The sequence below is a fragment of the Sphingomonas sp. 37zxx genome (assembly GCF_000786205.1).
Taxonomy (GTDB): domain Bacteria; phylum Pseudomonadota; class Alphaproteobacteria; order Sphingomonadales; family Sphingomonadaceae; genus Sphingomonas.
This window is the reverse complement of sequence record NZ_JROH01000004.1, coordinates 118,840-135,916: the sequence shown is the minus strand read 5'-3', so window position 1 is coordinate 135,916 and position 17,077 is coordinate 118,840. Positions and strand designations below refer to the sequence as shown.

At 63.3% G+C, this 17,077-nt stretch carries 16 protein-coding genes; 10 read left to right on the top strand and 6 right to left on the bottom strand.

The window, feature by feature from the left end:
- The first annotated feature begins 1 nt into the window (after window position 1).
- The 9 genes from QU44_RS02705 to QU44_RS02665 all read left to right on the top strand — a co-directional run bounded on the left by QU44_RS02705 (window position 2) and on the right by QU44_RS02665 (window position 9,805).
- Window positions 2-613, top strand: a complete 612-nt coding sequence (locus tag QU44_RS02705; RefSeq protein ID WP_033919933.1) for an NADH-quinone oxidoreductase subunit J — start codon at window positions 2-4, stop codon at window positions 611-613.
- Window positions 610-915, top strand: coding sequence for an NADH-quinone oxidoreductase subunit NuoK (gene nuoK, locus QU44_RS02700; protein ID WP_033919931.1), 306 nt, complete (start codon window positions 610-612; stop codon window positions 913-915). Before QU44_RS02705 ends, nuoK begins: the two co-directional genes overlap by 4 nt.
- A 130-nt stretch (window positions 916-1,045) precedes the next feature.
- The gene (gene nuoL / locus QU44_RS02695; RefSeq protein ID WP_033919930.1) at window positions 1,046-3,106 is read left to right on the top strand and encodes an NADH-quinone oxidoreductase subunit L; all 2,061 of its coding nucleotides are present in this window, start codon (window positions 1,046-1,048) and stop codon (window positions 3,104-3,106) included.
- Complete coding sequence (locus QU44_RS02690) at window positions 3,106-4,686, top strand: NADH-quinone oxidoreductase subunit M (protein ID WP_033919928.1); 1,581 nt, start codon at window positions 3,106-3,108, stop codon at window positions 4,684-4,686. The genes nuoL and QU44_RS02690 overlap by 1 nt, the downstream gene beginning before the upstream one ends.
- Entirely contained in the window at window positions 4,686-6,131 is a 1,446-nt protein-coding gene (nuoN, locus tag QU44_RS02685) for an NADH-quinone oxidoreductase subunit NuoN (protein WP_033919927.1), read from the top strand. The genes QU44_RS02690 and nuoN overlap by 1 nt, the downstream gene beginning before the upstream one ends.
- Window positions 6,098-6,838: a biotin--[acetyl-CoA-carboxylase] ligase gene (locus QU44_RS02680; RefSeq protein WP_231621585.1), complete on the top strand. Its 741-nt coding sequence runs from the start codon at window positions 6,098-6,100 to the stop codon at window positions 6,836-6,838. Before nuoN ends, QU44_RS02680 begins: the two co-directional genes overlap by 34 nt.
- A gap of 119 nt (window positions 6,839-6,957) precedes the next feature.
- Complete coding sequence (locus QU44_RS02675) at window positions 6,958-7,752, top strand: type III pantothenate kinase (RefSeq protein ID WP_033919926.1); 795 nt, start codon at window positions 6,958-6,960, stop codon at window positions 7,750-7,752.
- Window positions 7,753-7,887: 135 nt separating this feature from the next.
- Window positions 7,888-9,528, top strand: coding sequence for a ribonuclease J (locus tag QU44_RS02670; protein ID WP_033919925.1), 1,641 nt, complete (start codon window positions 7,888-7,890; stop codon window positions 9,526-9,528).
- Between the two features lie 4 nt (window positions 9,529-9,532).
- The gene (locus QU44_RS02665) at window positions 9,533-9,805 is read left to right on the top strand and encodes a DUF1467 family protein (RefSeq protein ID WP_033919923.1); all 273 of its coding nucleotides are present in this window, start codon (window positions 9,533-9,535) and stop codon (window positions 9,803-9,805) included.
- Window positions 9,806-9,859: 54 nt separating this feature from the next.
- Here the strand turns inward: QU44_RS02665 and QU44_RS02660 are convergent, their stop codons facing one another.
- Window positions 9,860-12,139, bottom strand: a complete 2,280-nt coding sequence (locus tag QU44_RS02660) for a hypothetical protein (RefSeq protein WP_033919922.1) — start codon at window positions 12,137-12,139, stop codon at window positions 9,860-9,862.
- A gap of 76 nt (window positions 12,140-12,215) precedes the next feature.
- On the opposite strand from QU44_RS02660, the gene QU44_RS02655 reads away from it, so the two are divergent.
- A complete protein-coding gene (locus tag QU44_RS02655) occupies window positions 12,216-12,509 on the top strand; it encodes a hypothetical protein (RefSeq protein WP_033919921.1) in 294 nt (97 codons plus the stop codon).
- A 9-nt stretch (window positions 12,510-12,518) separates the two neighbouring features.
- Here QU44_RS02655 and QU44_RS02650 read toward each other — a convergent pair whose 3' ends face one another.
- The 5 genes from QU44_RS02650 to QU44_RS02630 form a co-directional block, all read right to left on the bottom strand.
- Window positions 12,519-13,694 (bottom strand): vWA domain-containing protein, encoded by a 1,176-nt coding sequence (locus QU44_RS02650; protein ID WP_033919920.1) that lies wholly within the window; start codon window positions 13,692-13,694, stop codon window positions 12,519-12,521.
- A 65-nt stretch (window positions 13,695-13,759) separates the two neighbouring features.
- Window positions 13,760-14,320 carry a CHAP domain-containing protein gene (locus QU44_RS02645; protein WP_033919918.1) on the bottom strand — a complete coding sequence of 187 codons (561 nt, stop codon included), beginning with the start codon at window positions 14,318-14,320 and terminating at the stop codon, window positions 13,760-13,762.
- Window positions 14,321-14,429: 109 nt separating this feature from the next.
- Window positions 14,430-15,272: an AAA family ATPase gene (locus QU44_RS02640; RefSeq protein ID WP_033920024.1), complete on the bottom strand. Its 843-nt coding sequence runs from the start codon at window positions 15,270-15,272 to the stop codon at window positions 14,430-14,432.
- 74 nt (window positions 15,273-15,346) lie between these two features.
- Entirely contained in the window at window positions 15,347-16,012 is a 666-nt protein-coding gene (locus QU44_RS02635; RefSeq protein ID WP_033919916.1) for a DUF6975 family protein, read from the bottom strand.
- A gap of 114 nt (window positions 16,013-16,126) precedes the next feature.
- Complete coding sequence (locus QU44_RS02630) at window positions 16,127-17,026, bottom strand: PAS domain-containing protein (RefSeq protein ID WP_081987820.1); 900 nt, start codon at window positions 17,024-17,026, stop codon at window positions 16,127-16,129.
- Window positions 17,027-17,077 lie beyond the last annotated feature (51 nt).

Sequence of the window (17,077 nt, the reverse complement as noted above, 5' to 3'; positions counted from 1 at the left end):
GTTGATCCAGGCAATCGCCTTTTATCTGTTCGCATCGATCGTGGTGGTTTCGGCCGCGCTGGTGATCACCGCGCGCAACCCGGTGCATTCGGTGTTGTGGCTGATCCTGGCGTTTCTGAACGCCGCCGGGCTGATGATCCTGATCGGGGCCGAGTTCATCGCGATGCTGCTGATCGTGGTATATGTCGGCGCGGTCGCGGTGCTGTTCCTGTTCGTGGTGATGATGCTCGACATCGACTTTGCCGAGCTTCGTGCGGGCTTCGTTCGGTATCTGCCGATCGGCTTTGCGCTGGCGGTGGCGCTGGCGGCGGAGATCATCATCGGTGTCGGTGCCTGGAGCGCCGGCGGCATCGAGCTTGCGACGCGGATTGCGCCGATTGACGCGGCGGTGCCGAATATCGAGGCGATCGGGCGGCTGCTCTACACCCGCTATCTGTTCGTATTTGAAGGTGCTGGTCTGGTTCTGCTGGTCGCCATGATCGGCGCGATCGTGCTGACGCATCGTGAGCGCGGCGGGGTTCGCGTGCAGAATATTTCGGCGCAGGTGAATCGCCGGGCCAAGGATGCAGTGCGCAAGATCAACCAGCCGGTTGGCACGGGGGTGGAATTGTGATCGGCCTCAACCATTATCTGGTCGTCGGCGCGCTACTTTTCGCGCTGGGCGTGATGGGGATTTTCCTCAATCGCAAGAACCTGATCATCATCCTGATGGCGATCGAACTGATCCTGTTGGCGGTGAACCTGAACCTGGTCGCGTTCTCGGCGTATCTGGGTGATCTGGTCGGGCAGGTGTTTGCGATGTTTGTGTTGACCGTCGCTGCCGGCGAGGCAGCGATCGGGCTGGCGATCCTGGTGATTTATTTCCGTGGGCGCGGTTCGATCGCGGTCGACGATGCCAATCGGATGAAGGGGTGATGGTGCGCTTGTTTGATCTTCCCCCCTCCCGCTCGCGGGAGGGGTCGGGGGTGGGCCCTTTGATGGCTTCAACCTTCGTGGATAGCCCCACCCCTAACCCCTCCCGCCAGCGGGAGGGGGATGCGTGAGCATGATTTCCATCATCGTTTTCCTGCCGCTGCTCGCGGCAATCGTCGCGGGCCTCGGCAATCGCGCGATCGGCAATGTTCCGGCCAAGCTGGTGACGACCGGCGCGCTGTTCATTTCGTGCGCGCTTTCTTGGCCGATCTTCCTGTCGTTCGTCGCGGGCAGCGCCGATGCGACCGTCACCCCGGTATTGCTGTGGATGCAGTCGGGCACGATGACGGTCGACTGGTCGCTGCGCGTCGACACGCTGACCGCGATCATGCTGGTCGTCATCACTACCGTCTCGGCGCTCGTCCATCTGTATAGCTGGGGCTATATGGACGAAGATCCCGATCAGCCGCGCTTCTTCGCGTATCTTTCGCTGTTCACCTTCGCGATGCTGATGCTCGTGACCGCCGACAATCTGGTGCAGATGTTCTTCGGCTGGGAAGGCGTTGGCCTTGCAAGCTATCTGCTGATCGGCTTCTGGTACAAAAAGCCATCGGCGCAAGCTGCTGCGATCAAGGCGTTTGTCGTCAACCGCGTTGGCGATCTGGGCTTCATGCTGGGGATTTTCGGCACCTATCTGGTGTTCGGCACGATCTCGATCCCCGAGATCCTCGCCGCCGCGCCCGAAATGGCGGGTTCGACGATTGGTTTCCTCGGCTATCGCCTCGACACCATGACGATCCTTTGCCTGCTGCTGTTCATCGGCGCGATGGGCAAGTCGGCGCAGCTCGGCCTGCACACTTGGCTGCCCGACGCGATGGAGGGGCCGACCCCGGTGTCGGCGCTGATCCATGCCGCGACGATGGTCACCGCTGGCGTATTCATGGTCTGCCGCCTGTCGCCGATGTTCGAGACATCGCCGGTGGCGCTGGCGGTGGTGACCGGCGTTGGTGCTGCGACCTGCATCTTCGCCGCGACGATCGGCACGGTGCAGACCGACATCAAGCGCGTGATCGCTTATTCGACCTGCTCGCAGCTCGGCTACATGTTCTTCGCTGCTGGCGTCGGTGCCTATGGCGCGGCGATGTTCCACCTGTTCACCCACGCTTTCTTCAAGGCGTTGCTGTTCCTGGGCGCGGGCTCGGTCATCCATGCGATGCACCATGAGCAGGATATGCGTTTCTATGGCGGCCTGCGGAAATCGATCCCGGTGACCTTCTGGACGATGCTGGCGGGAACGCTCGCGATCACCGGTGTCGGTATCTACGGGTTCGGCGGCTTTGCGGGCTTTTATTCGAAGGACGCGATCCTCGAGGCCGCCTGGGCTTCGGGTGCCGAAGGGCAGGGCGCGTTCTGGGTCGGGACGCTCGCGGCATTGCTCACCAGCTTCTATTCGTGGCGGCTGATGTTCCTCACCTTTTGGGGCAAGCCGCGCTGGGCAGCATCGGAGCATATCCAGCACGCGCTGCATGACTCGCACGATCATCATGACGAGCCTGCGGACGAACATGCGAGTGCCGATCCGCATGCCCATGCTCCGGGCGCGCATGAGGTGAAGACCGGCACTGGTGGCTATCATCCGCACGAGAGTGGCATCGCGATGTTGATCCCCTTGCTGGTGCTCACCGTTGGCGCGGTCGCCGCTGGCCTTGGCTTCCACCATTATTTCCTCGAACCCGAAGCGGGCGCGACCTTCTGGAAGGGTTCGATCTTCTTCGATTCGACGCTGGCGCACGAGATGCACGAAGTACCGTTGCTGGTGAAACTGGCGGCGACGATCGTGATGGTCATCGGGCTGGTGGTGGCGTGGCTCGCCTATATCTGGGCACCCGCTTTCCCGGCGAAGTTCGCCGAGACCTTCCGCGTGCTCTACCGGTTCCTGCTCAACAAATGGTATTTTGACGAGCTTTACGACCTGTTGTTCGTGCGTCCTGCATTCGCCATCGGCCGATTGTTTTGGAAGGCGGGTGACGAGGGGACCATCGATCGGTTCGGTCCCAACGGGTCGGCGGCGGTCGTCGCGCTTTCCAGTCGGCTCGCGGGCCGCATTCAATCGGGATATGTGTATTCCTATGCGTTTGTCATGCTGATCGGGCTTACCGCCGCGGTCACCTGGGCCATTGCGGGGCAAGGCTGATGGAAGGCTTTCCCATTCTTTCGGTAATGCTAGCGGTTCCTGCGCTGGCGGCGATTGCCTGCCTGTTCGTCGATGCCAGGACGGCGCGGCTGACGGCATTGGTCGCGACGCTGATCGATTTTGCGCTCGGCTGTATTTTGTGGGCCAATTTCGACATTGGCGGTGCGGCCGCGCAATGGCAGTTCGTCGAATATGCGCCGCTGTTCGGGCGCTTTTCCTGGGCGCTGGGGATCGACGGCTTTGCGTTGATGCTGATCATGCTCAGCGTGTTCCTGATGCCGATCTGCATCGGCGCGAGCTGGACAGCGGTTACGCAGCGCGTGCCAGAATATATGGCGGCGTTCCTGCTGGTAGAGGTGCTGATGATCGGCACCTTCGCGGCGCAGGATCTGTTCCTGTTCTACATCTTCTTTGAAGGTGGCCTGATCCCGATGTATCTGATCATCGGCATCTGGGGCGGCGCAAACCGGATTTACGCCAGCTACAAATTCTTCCTCTACACGCTGCTCGGCTCGGTGCTGATGTTCATTGCGATGCTCTATATGAGCGTCAATGCGGGCACGTCGTCGATCCCGGCGTTGATGGAATATGATTTCCCGGCGGATGTGCAGACATGGCTGTGGCTTGCATTCTTTGCCTCGTTCGCGGTGAAGATGCCGATGTGGCCGGTGCATACCTGGCTGCCCGACGCGCATGTTCAGGCACCGACCGCAGGCTCGGTGATCCTGGCGGGCGTGCTGCTCAAGCTTGGCGGCTATGGCTTTCTTCGCTTCAGCCTGCCGATGTTTCCCGAAGCATCGGGGCAACTGACCTGGCTGGTGTTCGGGCTGTCGGCGGTAGCGGTGATTTATACGTCGCTGGTGGCGCTGGTGCAGCAGGACATGAAGAAGCTGATCGCCTATTCCTCGGTCGCGCATATGGCGATCGTCACGATCGGGCTGTTCGCGTTCAATCAGCAGGGGATCGAGGGCGCGATGATCGTCATGCTGTCGCATGGCCTGGTGTCGGCTGCGCTGTTCCTGTGCGTCGGCGTGATCTATGACCGGCTGCACACCCGCGAGATCGGACGATATGGCGGGCTTGCCAACAACATGCCGCGCTATGCGATCTTCTTCCTGCTGTTCACGATGGCGTCGATCGGCTTGCCCGGCACCTCGGGCTTTGTCGGTGAGTTCCTGAGCCTTGCGGGCACCTATCAGGTGTCGACGACGATCGCGCTGCTTTGCACCACCGGGATTATCCTGGGCGCGGCATATATGCTGTACCTGTACCGCCGCGTGGTGTGGGGTGAGCTGACCAAGGACGATGTCCGCGCGATGCCCGATCTGTCGAGGCGTGAGATTGCCTTGCTTGCCCCGATCGCTGCCGCGGTGCTGTGGATGGGTGTCTATCCCGAGCCATTCCTGGCCCCGATGCGCGCCGACGTCACGACATTGCTGGCACGACTGGATCGCGCAGCGCCGCCGAGTGATTCCCGACCGACCCCTGGTACTCCCGAAGCCCGCGCCGCTGTTGCCGAGCGCGCGGCGGTTGCGAGCGCCTATGCGCATTCGGCCGGTGCCGAAGGCGGAGAGCATTGATGTCTTACGCTAGCCAATTCCTGATGATCCTGCCCGAGCTGGTACTGACGGTCGGTGCGCTGGCGCTGATGCTGGTGGGGGCCTGGGGCGGCCAGGCATCGACGCGCGCGGTAAGCTGGGCGGCGATTGCCGTATTGTTGGGCGCGGGCATCTCGCTGATCGGCCCGGCATCGACCGGCGGTGAAGCGTTTGACGGCCTGTATCGCGCCGATGCGTTCGGCACCTTTGCCAAGGTGCTGATCTATATCGCGTCGGCGGCGGCGATCGTCATTGCCCCGCGCTTTTTCCAGCAGACCTCGGGCGATGACTTGCGGCCCGAATATCCGGTGCTTATCCTGCTGAGCGCAGTTGGCATGGGCATGATGGTGTCGGCGGGCGATTTGCTCAGCCTGTATGTTGGGCTCGAGCTGCAAAGCCTTGCCGCTTATGTCCTCGCCAGCTTCATGCGACGCGACCAGCGTTCGGCCGAAGCGGGCCTCAAATATTTCATCCTCGGCGCGCTTGCCAGCGGCATCCTGCTGTACGGCATCAGCTTGGTCTATGGCTTCAGCGGCACGACGATCTATGCCGACATCGCGGCGGCCTATGCTGCCGGAACGTCGACCGGGCTGCTGTTCGGGCTGGTGTTCGTGTTCGCCGGCCTGGCGTTCAAGATCGCTGCGGTGCCGTTCCACATGTGGACCCCCGACGTCTATGAGGGCGCACCCACCCCAGTGACGATCAGCTTTGCCACCGCGCAAAAGGTTGCCGCGGTCGCGCTGACGGTGCGCGTCGCGACCGAGGCGATGGGACCGGCACTGCTGGAATGGCGGCAGATCGTGATCTTTGCCGCGCTGGCGTCGATCATCTTCGGTGCGGTCGCGGCGATCGGCCAGACCAACATCAAGCGGCTGCTCGCCTATTCGTCGATCAACAATGTTGGCTTCGCGCTGATCGGCCTTGCGGCCGGCACCGAACAGGGCGTGGCGAGCGTGCTGGTCTATATGACCATCTATGTTGCGATGACGCTTGGCAGCTTCGTGATCGTGTTGCAGATGCGCGATGATGACGGTGTGCCGGTCGAAACGCTCAGCAGCCTGTCGGGCATGTCGCAGACGCGCCCCGGCCTTGCGCTGGCGCTGGCGATGTTCATGTTCAGCCTTGCCGGTATCCCGCCGCTGTTCGGTTTCTACGCCAAGTTCGCGGTGTTCGACGCTGCGGTTTCCGCCGGTCTGTTTCCGCTGGCAGTGATCGGTATCGCGGCTTCGGTGATCGGTGCCTATTATTACCTGCGCGTGATCAAGACGATGTATTTCGATGCACCGGCCCCGGCCTTCCCGCGCAGCTGCAGCACCGTCGAGAACGGCATCATCGCGGTGACCGCTGCGTTCATTTCACCGCTTGGCTATTTCGCGATCCCGCTGCTGGGCGGGTGGAGCGTCCTGGCGGCGCGAGCATTGTTCTGAGCCAAATACGCTGCGTCGCTGAAACCGGGTCGACCAATGTCGACCTGCTCGCCTTGGCCGCCAGCGGCGCGCCCGAGGCGAGCTGGCTTCGCGCCGAGCGACAGACTGCCGGGCGCGGGCGGCAGGGCAGGGCGTGGGAGTCGCCGGTCGGCAATTTATACGCCAGCACGCTCGTTCGGCTGCGCCCCACCGATCCGCCCGCTGCCACGCTTTCGCTGGTAGCAGGGGTCGCGCTGGCCGAGGTCGTGCTCTCCTATGTAGGGGCGGGATGCGGCGTCGCGCTGAAATGGCCCAATGATTTGCTGGTCGGGCGAGCGAAGCTGGCGGGTATCCTGCTGGAGCGCGCCGACAACGCCGTGGTCGCCGGCATCGGCGTCAATCTGGCGCACCATCCCGATCTGGCCGACCGGGCCACGACAAGCCTTGCCGTGCATGGCGCGGTGGTGGCACCTGCCGACTTCATCGAAACGCTGGCCGACAGCTTTGGCCATTGGCTCCGACGCTGGCGCGGCGAGGGCTTGGGGCCGGTGCGCGATCGTTGGACCGCGCACGCGCACCGCGTTGGCACGGCGTTGCAGGTGCGGCTGCCCGACGGCGGCGTAGTCGACGGCCTGTTCGAAGGGCTTAGCAGCGACGGCGCATTGATGCTGCGGTTGGCCGATGGGCGGTTGCATGTCATGCATGCGGGGGATGTGTTTCTTGTCTGATCGCTGCGCTGCGCCCGATGTTCGCGACCCGAAAAACAGGACGGCACTTCGACAAGCCAGGGGCGAACGGCGTAGGGGTTGGCCGCTAAACCTCGCCAGCGTGACGTAAGGGACTGCCAATGCTGCTCGCGATCGATGCCGGGAATACCAATATCGTCTTTGCGCTGGTCGATGCCGACCGCGTGATCCGTGCGCGCTGGCGGATCGCCACCGATCCGCGCCGCACCGCTGATGAATATGCGGTGTGGCTGAGCCAGTTGCTGGCGCTCGAAGGCTATGAGCGGAGCCAAGTGACCGGGGTGATCGTCGGCACCGTCGTGCCGCGCGCGCTGCATAACCTCCAAGTGCTGGCATCGAAATATTTCAAGACCGATGCGGTGATCGCGGGCAAGGGCGATGCGCCATGGGGCATCTCGCTCGATGTCGATGAACCCGATGCGGTGGGGGCCGATCGCGCGCTCAACGTGATTGCCGCGCATGAAAGCCATGCGGGCGACCTGATCATCATCGATTTCGGCACTGCGACCACGTTCGACGTCGCCGACTATACCGGCGCATATAAGGGCGGGATCATCGCGCCGGGCATCAACCTGTCGCTCGACGCGCTGGTGAACGCCACCGCCAAACTGCCGCGTATCGCGATTGAGGCACCGGGCAATGCCAGCGTTATCGGCCGCACCACGGTCGATCAAATGCACATCGGCATCTACTGGGGCTATATCGCGATGATCGAGGGGCTGGTCGCACGGCTGCGCGCCGAGATCGGTCGGCCGGTAAAAGTGATCGCCACCGGCGGCCTGGCGATGTTGTTCGAGAAACAAACTGAGGCATTCGACACGATTGAATCGGACCTGACCATTCAGGGGCTGGCGATTTTGTGGTCGCGTCGCCATATAGCGCAAGGATCGGTATAGCACCGAAACGGCCTCCGCCATCTTCCCCCTCATGCGTTTGTCAAAACGCCGCCGGTTTTTCCGGCGTTTTGACAAGCTCAGGAATCGGGCGGCGGCGGGGGCCTTCATTCCACTAGAAGTAAGAACAGGAACGAAGTGACTCCAGGAAAAGAACTGCTCTATGTCGCCCTTGGCGGCTCGGGCGAAATCGGCATGAATGTCAGCCTGTATGGCGCGGACGGTAAATGGTTGATGGTAGATTGCGGCGTGACTTTCGCCGACCCTGCCTATCCGGGCATCGACATCATCCTGCCCGACCTGCAATTCATCGAAGATCGCGTCGATGATCTGGCGGGTATCGTCATTACGCATGGGCATGAGGACCATATCGGTGCCTTGCCCTATTTCGCCGCCGACTTGGGCGTGCCGATCTATGCCACGCCGTTTACCGCGGGGCTGATCCGCGGCAAGCTCGAGGAAGAGGGCATTGCCAAGCAGGTGAAGCTCAAGATCATCGAAATCGGCGGCAGCGTGAAGGTGGGGCCGTTCGGCGTTACCTTCGTACCGATGGCGCATTCGATCCCCGAGCCAAGCGCGCTGGTGATCGAGACCAAATATGGCCGCGTGTTCCACACCGGCGATTTCAAGCTCGACGATGCGCCGCAAGTCGGCACCCCGGCCAGCCCGGCGCAATTGACCGCCATCGGCGACAAGGGCGTGCTGGCGATGATGTGCGATTCGACCAACGTGCTCAACGAAACCGCATCGGGTTCGGAAGAAGACGTCCGCGCCGGGCTGCACGCCGAAATCGCGCGGGCCGAGGGCCGGCGGGTGTTGGTCACCAGCTTCGCGTCGAACGCGGCGCGGCTGCAGACGCTGGCAAGCTGCGCCATCGCCAATGGCCGTCAGGTCTGCGTCGCCGGGCGTTCGCTCGACCGCATCCTGAAGGTTGCCAAGGCGACCGGCTATCTCAAGGACTTCCCCGAGACGGTCGACTTCGACACCGCGATGCGGCTGCCGCGCGGCAAGCTGTTGATCATCGGCACCGGCGGGCAGGGCGAGGATCGCGCTGCGCTGTCGCGGATTTCGTCGGGCAGCCATCAGCTCAAGCTCGAATCGGGCGATCGGGTGATTTTCTCGTCGAAGCAGATTCCGGGCAACGAAGTCGCGATCGGCAAGATCATGAACACGCTCGCTGAGCGCGGGATCGAACTGATCACCGACAAGCAGGCGCATGTGCATGTATCGGGCCATCCGGGGCGTCCCGAACTCGCCAAGATGTACAAGTGGATCCGCCCGCAAATAGTGGTGCCGGTACATGGCGAGGGTCGTCACCTCACCGAACATGGCAAGTTCGCAACGGCACAGGGCATCAAGCGCTCGGTCGTGCAAAAAAATGGCGATGTGCTTCGGCTGTCGCCGGGTGAGCCCAAGCGGATCGGTTTTGCTACGGTCGGCCGGCTGTTGCTCGACGGTGACGTGATCCTGCCTGCCGATGGTTCGACGATCAACGAGCGGCGGCGGCTTGCGACCTATGGTCAGATGTCGGTCGCGGTGGCGATCGGCAAGGGCGGACGCATTATCGGCCAGCCACAGGTGAAGGTGCAGGGCGTGCCGGTCGAGGAAGACCGCGAACCCTTCCTCGCCGAAGTGCAGGGCGCGATCATCAAGGTGCTGTCGACCAGCGAGCGCAATGCCGAAAAGCGGACCGAGGCGATCCGCCTTGCCACGCGGCGGGTGGCGACCCGTTGGACCGGCAAGAAGCCGGTGGTCGACGTATTGTTGATCGAGGGCTGACGCGATGGCCTGGCAATCGGCAATGGCGATCTATTTCCTGTTTTGGGCGTTGTCGGTGTTCTTCGTGCTGCCGTTCGGCGTGCGGACCACCGACGAAGCAGGGATTGAGCGCGTGCCGGGCCAGGCCGACAGCGCGCCGACACATTTCAACATGGGCCGCGTCGCGCTGTTGACGACGATCGTGTCGGCGGTGCTGTTCGGCGCGTTTTATGCGAATTACGTCAACGGGTGGGTAACCGCCGAGATGCTCGACTTCGTCAACGCCCGCCGGCGGTAAAGCTCGGCGCGCAGCAGCCAGGCGCTGCCTCCTTGCCAGGGAGGGGCTTTCTCGTCAGGCCCGCAATCGCTCGATCGCCTGCGCCAGCGCCACATACAGCTTCCCAGCATCGGACGATAGCAAGGTCACCCCCAGCGGGGAGCCATCGCGATGCGCCAGTACCTGGCGCAGCATAGCCTCGAAATCGTGGATGTAGCGGTTCACCTGGTCGCGGAAATTGGCGTCGGTGTCGTACAACTGGGTGATCTCGCGAAGCTGGCCGGGCTCGATCAGCTTTACGGCGCGGCGGGTGAATACGCCGCGATCGCCTTTCAGATAGGCCGACCAGGCGGTGTCCGAGACATCCGACGACAAGGCGCGGGCAATGTCGATCGACGCCGAATTGAGCGCCTCGATCAACAGCGATACGCGCCTGCCAAAGCCGTCGCGGTCGGCGGCTTCGCGTTCGCTGCGTGCCTCGTCGATCCGGTCGTCGATGCGCGCGGTCGCCTCGGCGATGCTTTCCATCTGCGCGCCCACTTGCTGCGACGCGCGGGTGGCGGCGCGCACGGCATCGTCGGCGGCTTGCCCCAGCAACCCCAATTGCCGCGTGACGGCCTCGTCGATCGCGCGGGCCAGCGCCTGCACCGATGCGGTTTCAAGGCGGGTGGCGGCTTCGGGAATGACGCTGGCCAACGCCGTGCGGGCATGTTCGGTCGCCGCAGCGGCGGTTTCGCGGATCCTGATCAGCGCCTCGACCAATTGCGGGGCGGATTCATGGGCGAAGTCGCGGGTTTGCGCGATCGTCGTTTCGATCGATTGCTGGATACCGTCGATTCGGTCGCTGCCAGTGCCGAGCGCCTCGACCAATGCGGCAGACAGCGCCACCAGCGTATCGCGCTGCGCGATAACCGTTGCGTTGATCGCATCGATTGCGTCGTGCGTGCTCTCGGCGGCGTTCACCAGCGCGAGCAACTCGGGCTTGGCGGCGCCGACGATCGACCGGCTTTGCCCCACGCGCGCGTCGAGCCGCGCCAACGCTTCGGGCAGGGTTTCGTCGATTTCGCGCACGGCGGCGTCGAGCGCGGTCAACAGCCCTTCGGCACGGTCGATCGTCGATGCCGCGACGGTGTCGCCCGCGCGCATCGAATCGCGCATCGCGTCGAGGCCGATGGTGACCGCCGCCACCGATTGGGCGAGTGATCCGGTGCGCTGAACGCCGGTTTCGTGCAGCAGATCGAGCTGCGCCGTCGCCCCGGCGACATTGGTGTCGAGCGTGTCGAACAACAGGTCGGCATGGTCGCGTTCGCGCTCGAGCACCGCCGCGATCCGCGCGATCACTTCCTCGACCGTGGCGAGCCGCGCTACGAGCGTATCCATCCCTTCGCGGCCCACGCGGTCGAGCGTTGCCTGGTTCGAGGTGAGCATCGCCATCATCGCATCGCCCTGCGCCGCGATGCCGCGTCGCGCCTCATCGATCGCCTGCGCCGCGCGATCGAGCACCGCATCGACCGCAGCGGAGGTGTCGGCGGTCACCGCCTCAAGCCGCGCGCCCGCGCTTTCGCTGGTCGCCTCCATCCGCGCGATATGTGCCGCCAGCCGCTGCGCCGCACCGCCGGTCAGTTCGTCGGCGACCCGGCCACGCTCGGCGAGCGCTGCCAATTGTGCGTCGAGCCCGGATACCTGTTGTCCAGCTGCCAGCCCGAGCCGGTCGAGCGTTTCGGTCATCGTCTGCACTTCGGCATTGGCGCGCGGCATCGTGGCGATCAGCACCGCCAGCCGCTTGCTGGCAGTGTCCGCCGATTCGCCCAGCGTGCGCGCGGCGGCGTGGACCGAGGCGACGTCGCGGACGACGACGTTGCTGACATGCTGCAACCGCTCGCTCGTCTCGTCGCCGGCGGCGATCAGCGCGTGCGCTTGTTCGTTCAGCGCCGCGCGATTGGCCTCGATCCGATCCGACAGCGCGGCGATCCGCACTTCGAGCGTTGCGGCTTCCACGCGCATCGCCTGCGCGGTGGCACCGAAACGACGCGCTTCGGCACGCCCGTTACGGGTCGAAAGCAAATAGACGATAGCGATCAGCGCGGGCGGGACGCAAAGCGCTGCAATCAACTGGACCAGCGCCACAGGCTCCAGCGCCATGGCGGGCGATCGCAGCAGCAGCCATGCGGCAAAGCCGATCCACCCGATCAGCGCCGCCGCAGCCAGGATCGCCGGCAAGCGAGAATCACGCATGGGCGGCGTTTCGTGATCTTCGACGCTTGCCACCGAATCATGATCGGGCGGCAGCGCCGATTCCTCGGGTTCATGGGTGCGATCGTGGCGCAGGTCGATGATGCGAGAACCCCCGTTCATAGCCTTGGTGTACCATGTTTCTGCGCCCGCGATAGCGAAACCATGCGTTAACCGGATTGGGCTAGGTCTTGGCGCAATGGCTTATGATCCTGGTGCAATCGATGCGACGTTGGCAGCTGCGGTAGGCGATGAGCCTGCACTGATCGCCGAACTGCGCGAGGCGTTTCTCGACAGCACGCAACGCGCACTGGCCGCCCTGACGCTCGCTGAAACCGGTGATGCATGGACCGCAGGGGCATGGCGCCTCAAGGGATTGGCCGCCAGCTTCGGCGCGGTGCGGCTGATGGCGGTGGCGGATGAAGCCGCGGCGATGCCGGCAGGCGATCTTGCGATGCTGCGTAAGCTAAAGCGCGCGGTCGAGCGGCTGTAATCGCCGCAGTCAGGCCTTGCGCCCCAGTTCGCGCATCGCCTCGTCCAGCCCGGCCAATGTCAGCGGATACATCCGCTCCCGCATCCGCTCGCGCAGGATCCGCACCGATTGGGTATAGCCCCATTGGTCCTTTGGCAGCGGATTGAGCCACACCGCCGAGCCATAGGTGTTGGTCAGCCGTTGCAGCCACACCGCGCCCGATTCTTCGTTGAAATGCTCGACCGATCCGCCGGGGTGGGTGATCTCATAGGGACTCATCGAGGCATCGCCGACGATAACCAACTTATAATCATGGCCATATTTGTGCAGCACGTCCCACATCGGCGTGCGCTCGGTCGAGCGGCGGCGATTGTCCTTCCACACGCCCTCATAGGGGCAGTTGTGGAAGTAGAAGAATTCGAGGTTCTTGAACTCGCTGGTCGCGGCGGAGAACAATTCTTCGCACAGCTTCACAAACGGGTCCATCGACCCGCCGACGTCGAGGAACAGCAGCAATTTGACCGCATTATGCCGCTCGGGACGCATCTGTACGTCGAGCCAGCCTTGCTTCGCGGTGCCCTCGATCGTGGCATCGAGATCGAGCTCGTCCGCCGCCCCGGTACGGGCGAAGCGGCGCAGGCGGCGCATCGCCACCTTGATGTTGCGCGTGCCAAGCTCGCGAGTGTTGTCCAGATTGCGGAACTCGCGCTGGTCCCACAGTTTCAGCGCGCGCTTATGCTTTGATTCGCCGCCGATACGAACGCCTTCGGGATTATAGCCCGAATTGCCATAGGGGCTGGTGCCGCCCGTGCCGATCCACTTGCTGCCGCCCTCGTGCCGCTCTTTCTGTTCCTGAAGCCGCCGCTTGAGCGTCTCCATGATCTCATCCCAACTGCCGAGCGATTCGATCTTGGCCATGTCTTCGGGCGACAGATATTTCTCGGCGATCGCCCGCAGCCATTCGTCGGGCACAGCGGCGCTGTCGGTGCCGGGAGCGGCGATCCCGCGAAAAACCTGTGCGAAAACCTGGTCGAAACGATCGAGCAGCCCTTCGTCCTTCACGAAGGTGGCGCGCGCGAGATAATAAAAGGCATCGGGCGTGGAATCGATCACGTCGCGATCCAGCGCTTCGAGCAGCACCAGATGCTCTTTCAGGCTGGCGGAAATGCCGGCGCTCCGCAGCGCGTCGATGAAGCCGTGAAACATGGTTGAAAGTGTGGCCGTGCCGCCAAGCCCACGCAAGCGGTGATTATCGACGCGCCAACCCGCCGCTACCGGGCATAGGCGTCGATCAGCGATCCGACATAATCGGGGCGGTTGCTGGTGAGTTCGGGGGCTGGCCGTGCAGGCGGGGCTTTTCCGCCCTTGCCATAGATGAAGCCATATACCGGGTAGCTGCTGCCACCCAGGCCGTCGCTGTCGCGATACCAGACCTTTACCCGGCTCCAGTCGCCGCGCGACGACACGTCGAACAGCGTCACATCCTGTTCGGCGCGTCCGCGCTTGCCGCCGATCCGCGACCAATTGGCGTGGGTGACCATCACCGTTCGATCCTCGATGATCCGGCTGACCACCGCGACATGGCCGAATTTGAGCTGGTCGGTGCTCGCGAACACCAGCACTGCGCCGATACGCGGGCGATTGCCGCGATCATATTTGCCGGCGGCCTGCTCCCACCAGCTGTGGGCATTGCCCCAGATCTGGATACCCGAAACCGCGCGAGCGAACGGCACGCATTCGCCGACATAGTCCTGAATGATCGACTGCGCCCGCAAAGCCGGAGCCGCTAGCACAGATGCAAACAGCATCGAGATTGCAGCGAACCTTCGCATCGCTCACTCCCTGTTTCGGTAGCACGCCACCCCCGGCCACCTGCCAGCTTATTACCGAAGCCGGTTAATCAAGCGTTACTCGGCGAAGACCGGCATGCCTTCGTCGGCATCAGTTCTGCCGCCGGGCCATGAAGGCGAGCCGTTCGAACAGCATCACATCCTGTTCGTTCTTCAGCAGCGCGCCGTGCAGCGGCGGGATCGCCTTGGTCGGATCACGCGACTGGAGCACTTCCAGCGGCATGTCTTCGTGCAGCAGCAGCTTGAGCCAATCGAGCAATTCACTGGTAGACGGCTTTTTCTTCAGGCCCGGCACGTCGCGCAGGTCGTAAAAAATATCCATCGCCTTGTTCACCAACAGCTTTTGAATGTTGGGAAAATGCACGTCGATGATCGCCTGCATCGTCGCGCGATCGGGAAACTTGATGTAATGGAAAAAACAACGGCGAAGGAAAGCGTCGGGCAAATCCTTTTCGTTGTTCGAGGTGATGACGACGATCGGACGCTCGGCAGCCTTCACCGTTTCGCCGGTTTCATAGACATGGAATTCCATGCGATCGAGTTCCTGCAACAGATCGTTGGGAAATTCGATGTCGGCCTTGTCGATCTCGTCGATCAGCAGCACCGGCAATTGCGGCGACGTGAACGCCTCCCACAATTTGCCGCGCCGGATATAGTTCGAAATATCATTGACGCGCGGATCGCCCAATTGCCCGTCGCGCAGCCGCGCCACCGCGTCATATTCATACAGCCCTTGCTGCGCCTTGGTCGTCGATTTGACGTTCCATTCGATCAGCGGCGCGCCAACCGCCCGCGCGATCTCATAGGCCAGGACGGTCTTGCCGGTGCCCGGCTCACCCTTCACTAGCAAGGGTCGGCGAAGCGTCACCGCGGCGTTCACCGCCACCTTCAGGTCATCGGTCGCGACATAATCGCTGGTGCCTTCAAAGCGCATCGCCATCCTCGCCTCTTATTATCGAACCGGCAACAGGCTTAGGGGCAAGCAAGTGCGGCGTGCAACCCAGCGCTTCAGCTATGGTTGCGCGCAACCGCCCGCGCTTCGAGCAAACTCCACAGCCCGCGTTGCTGCGCGACGAACTGCTGCGCGCCGAACAGCAGCGCTCGTTCGATCGCCGGAGTTTCGGCAAACACGTCAATCGCGGCGGCAGTATCGACTGGGGTGGGCAGGGGAGCGGATTCGATCTCCAGCCCCATGCGCGACGCCGCCAAATTGAGGATCATCCGCGCCGCGTGCCAATCGAGCACCAGCGCCGCCGCCGTGCCGAACGCGCAGCCGACGCGATCGGATTGCGACAACATGGCTAGCGCGTGATGCTGCGCGATGATCGCCGCTTCGGTCTCGGCCTGGCCGGGCGTGCTGGGCAGCGGGCCGGATGCCGCAACCAGCATCGCCAGGATTCGCCGCTCTTCGGCAAAGCCCAATGCCGCCTGTTCCAGCCAGGCATCGGCGTCGGGATGGTCGGTGTGATCGATAGCGTGATCGATGATCCCGGGATACGTCCCGTGCAGCATGCAGATGATGTGCAGCATATCGGTGACGTCGCGGGTCGGCGCTGCAATTTGCCGCAGCGTCGCCGCATAGCGATGCCCGGCGGTACCCTCGCTCCCGATCAGCGAAAACAGCGCGCGTGACGCGCTGTCGGTGCCGATCTTTCGCGCGGTTTCGAACAGCATACATGTCTCCGAAAGTCTGTGGGTGGGATGCGCCCACGGTGTCGCTTCGGCGAACATCCGATCCCCAAGGGTTCCTGATAGCCCAAGAGTGTAAATAGGGAGTGTAGAGAGCGGTCAGTCGTGCCGATCGGCAAGGCGATCTGCGACCATTATGGCGGCGACCGCTGTCGTGCTTGCACCCGCGCATTCGGGGGCAATACACAGACTGACCTTCAATGTGCCACCATCGGCGCAGCGAAGCCTGGCCGCGATGGTGCGCTTTTGGCCGTCCCACAGCGTGGCGGCGATCGCATCGGTTACCGCCGCTTTGGATTCAGTATCGAACAGCGACGTGAAGCGCAGCGGAACATCGGCGGCATCGGCACTGCCGGTCAACGCGGCAAGCGACGGCGAGGGTGGATCGACATAGCCGTGCAAATCCACCCGCAATGCAGCAACCGCTCCGGTCGATCGTGACGCCTCATCGAGTGCGGCCAGCATCGCTGCCAGCGTTTCGCCAATGGCATCATGCGTCCGGTCTTCGAACAATAGCAGCGCGCCGGCGGGGTGCGGCGCAACCACTACCGCGAACCGTCGACCCAGGATCGCCAATGCAAGCTGGCCCGCGACATTGCTGCGCGTTGCGACTGCAACATGGCCGATCAACGCGCGCGCGATGGCGGGCGGCAGCAATCGAGACAAGGGCCGTCCGCGCGCTGCTGCCTCGCCGATTGCGAACGTCTTTTGCGCGGCACGATTGGTGTCGATGATGCCGCCGTCATGGTCGATCACCAGCACCGCTTCGCGCAACGAATTGAACAATTGGGCAAGAACGGTGCCGGCATCGTCGCCGGCGGCGCTGCTGCATAGCCGCCGCATCAGATTGAACGAAGTGATGACCAGGCTAGGCTGGCCGCGGCGCATCACGAAGACCGGCTGTTCGATCGCGCGCTGTTGCCACATGCCGAACTGCCGCACCAACTGGGATGCGGTGACGCAAGCGGACGGATCAATCGGCAGAGGTTCGTTGGCCATGCGCCCGACAACGCCACATGCCGCCCCTATTGAGCAACGGGTTCAATCCGT

What these genes read in the sequence shown, in the direction of transcription:
- nuoL (WP_033919930.1), top strand. Translation starts at nt 1,046, where the DNA reads ATGATTTCCATCATCGTTTTCCTGCCGCTGCTCGCGGCAATCGTCGCG.
- QU44_RS02690 (WP_033919928.1), top strand. Translation starts at nt 3,106, where the DNA reads ATGGAAGGCTTTCCCATTCTTTCGGTAATGCTAGCGGTTCCTGCGCTG.
- nuoN (WP_033919927.1), top strand. Translation starts at nt 4,686, where the DNA reads ATGTCTTACGCTAGCCAATTCCTGATGATCCTGCCCGAGCTGGTACTG.
- QU44_RS02675 (WP_033919926.1), top strand. Translation starts at nt 6,958, where the DNA reads ATGCTGCTCGCGATCGATGCCGGGAATACCAATATCGTCTTTGCGCTG.
- QU44_RS02665 (WP_033919923.1), top strand. Translation starts at nt 9,533, where the DNA reads ATGGCCTGGCAATCGGCAATGGCGATCTATTTCCTGTTTTGGGCGTTG.
- QU44_RS02660 (WP_033919922.1), bottom strand. Translation starts at nt 12,139, where the DNA reads ATGAACGGGGGTTCTCGCATCATCGACCTGCGCCACGATCGCACCCAT.
- QU44_RS02655 (WP_033919921.1), top strand. Translation starts at nt 12,216, where the DNA reads ATGGCTTATGATCCTGGTGCAATCGATGCGACGTTGGCAGCTGCGGTA.
- QU44_RS02650 (WP_033919920.1), bottom strand. Translation starts at nt 13,694, where the DNA reads ATGTTTCACGGCTTCATCGACGCGCTGCGGAGCGCCGGCATTTCCGCC.
- QU44_RS02645 (WP_033919918.1), bottom strand. Translation starts at nt 14,320, where the DNA reads ATGCGAAGGTTCGCTGCAATCTCGATGCTGTTTGCATCTGTGCTAGCG.
- QU44_RS02640 (WP_033920024.1), bottom strand. Translation starts at nt 15,272, where the DNA reads ATGCGCTTTGAAGGCACCAGCGATTATGTCGCGACCGATGACCTGAAG.
- QU44_RS02635 (WP_033919916.1), bottom strand. Translation starts at nt 16,012, where the DNA reads ATGCTGTTCGAAACCGCGCGAAAGATCGGCACCGACAGCGCGTCACGC.
- QU44_RS02630 (WP_081987820.1), bottom strand. Translation starts at nt 17,026, where the DNA reads ATGGCCAACGAACCTCTGCCGATTGATCCGTCCGCTTGCGTCACCGCA.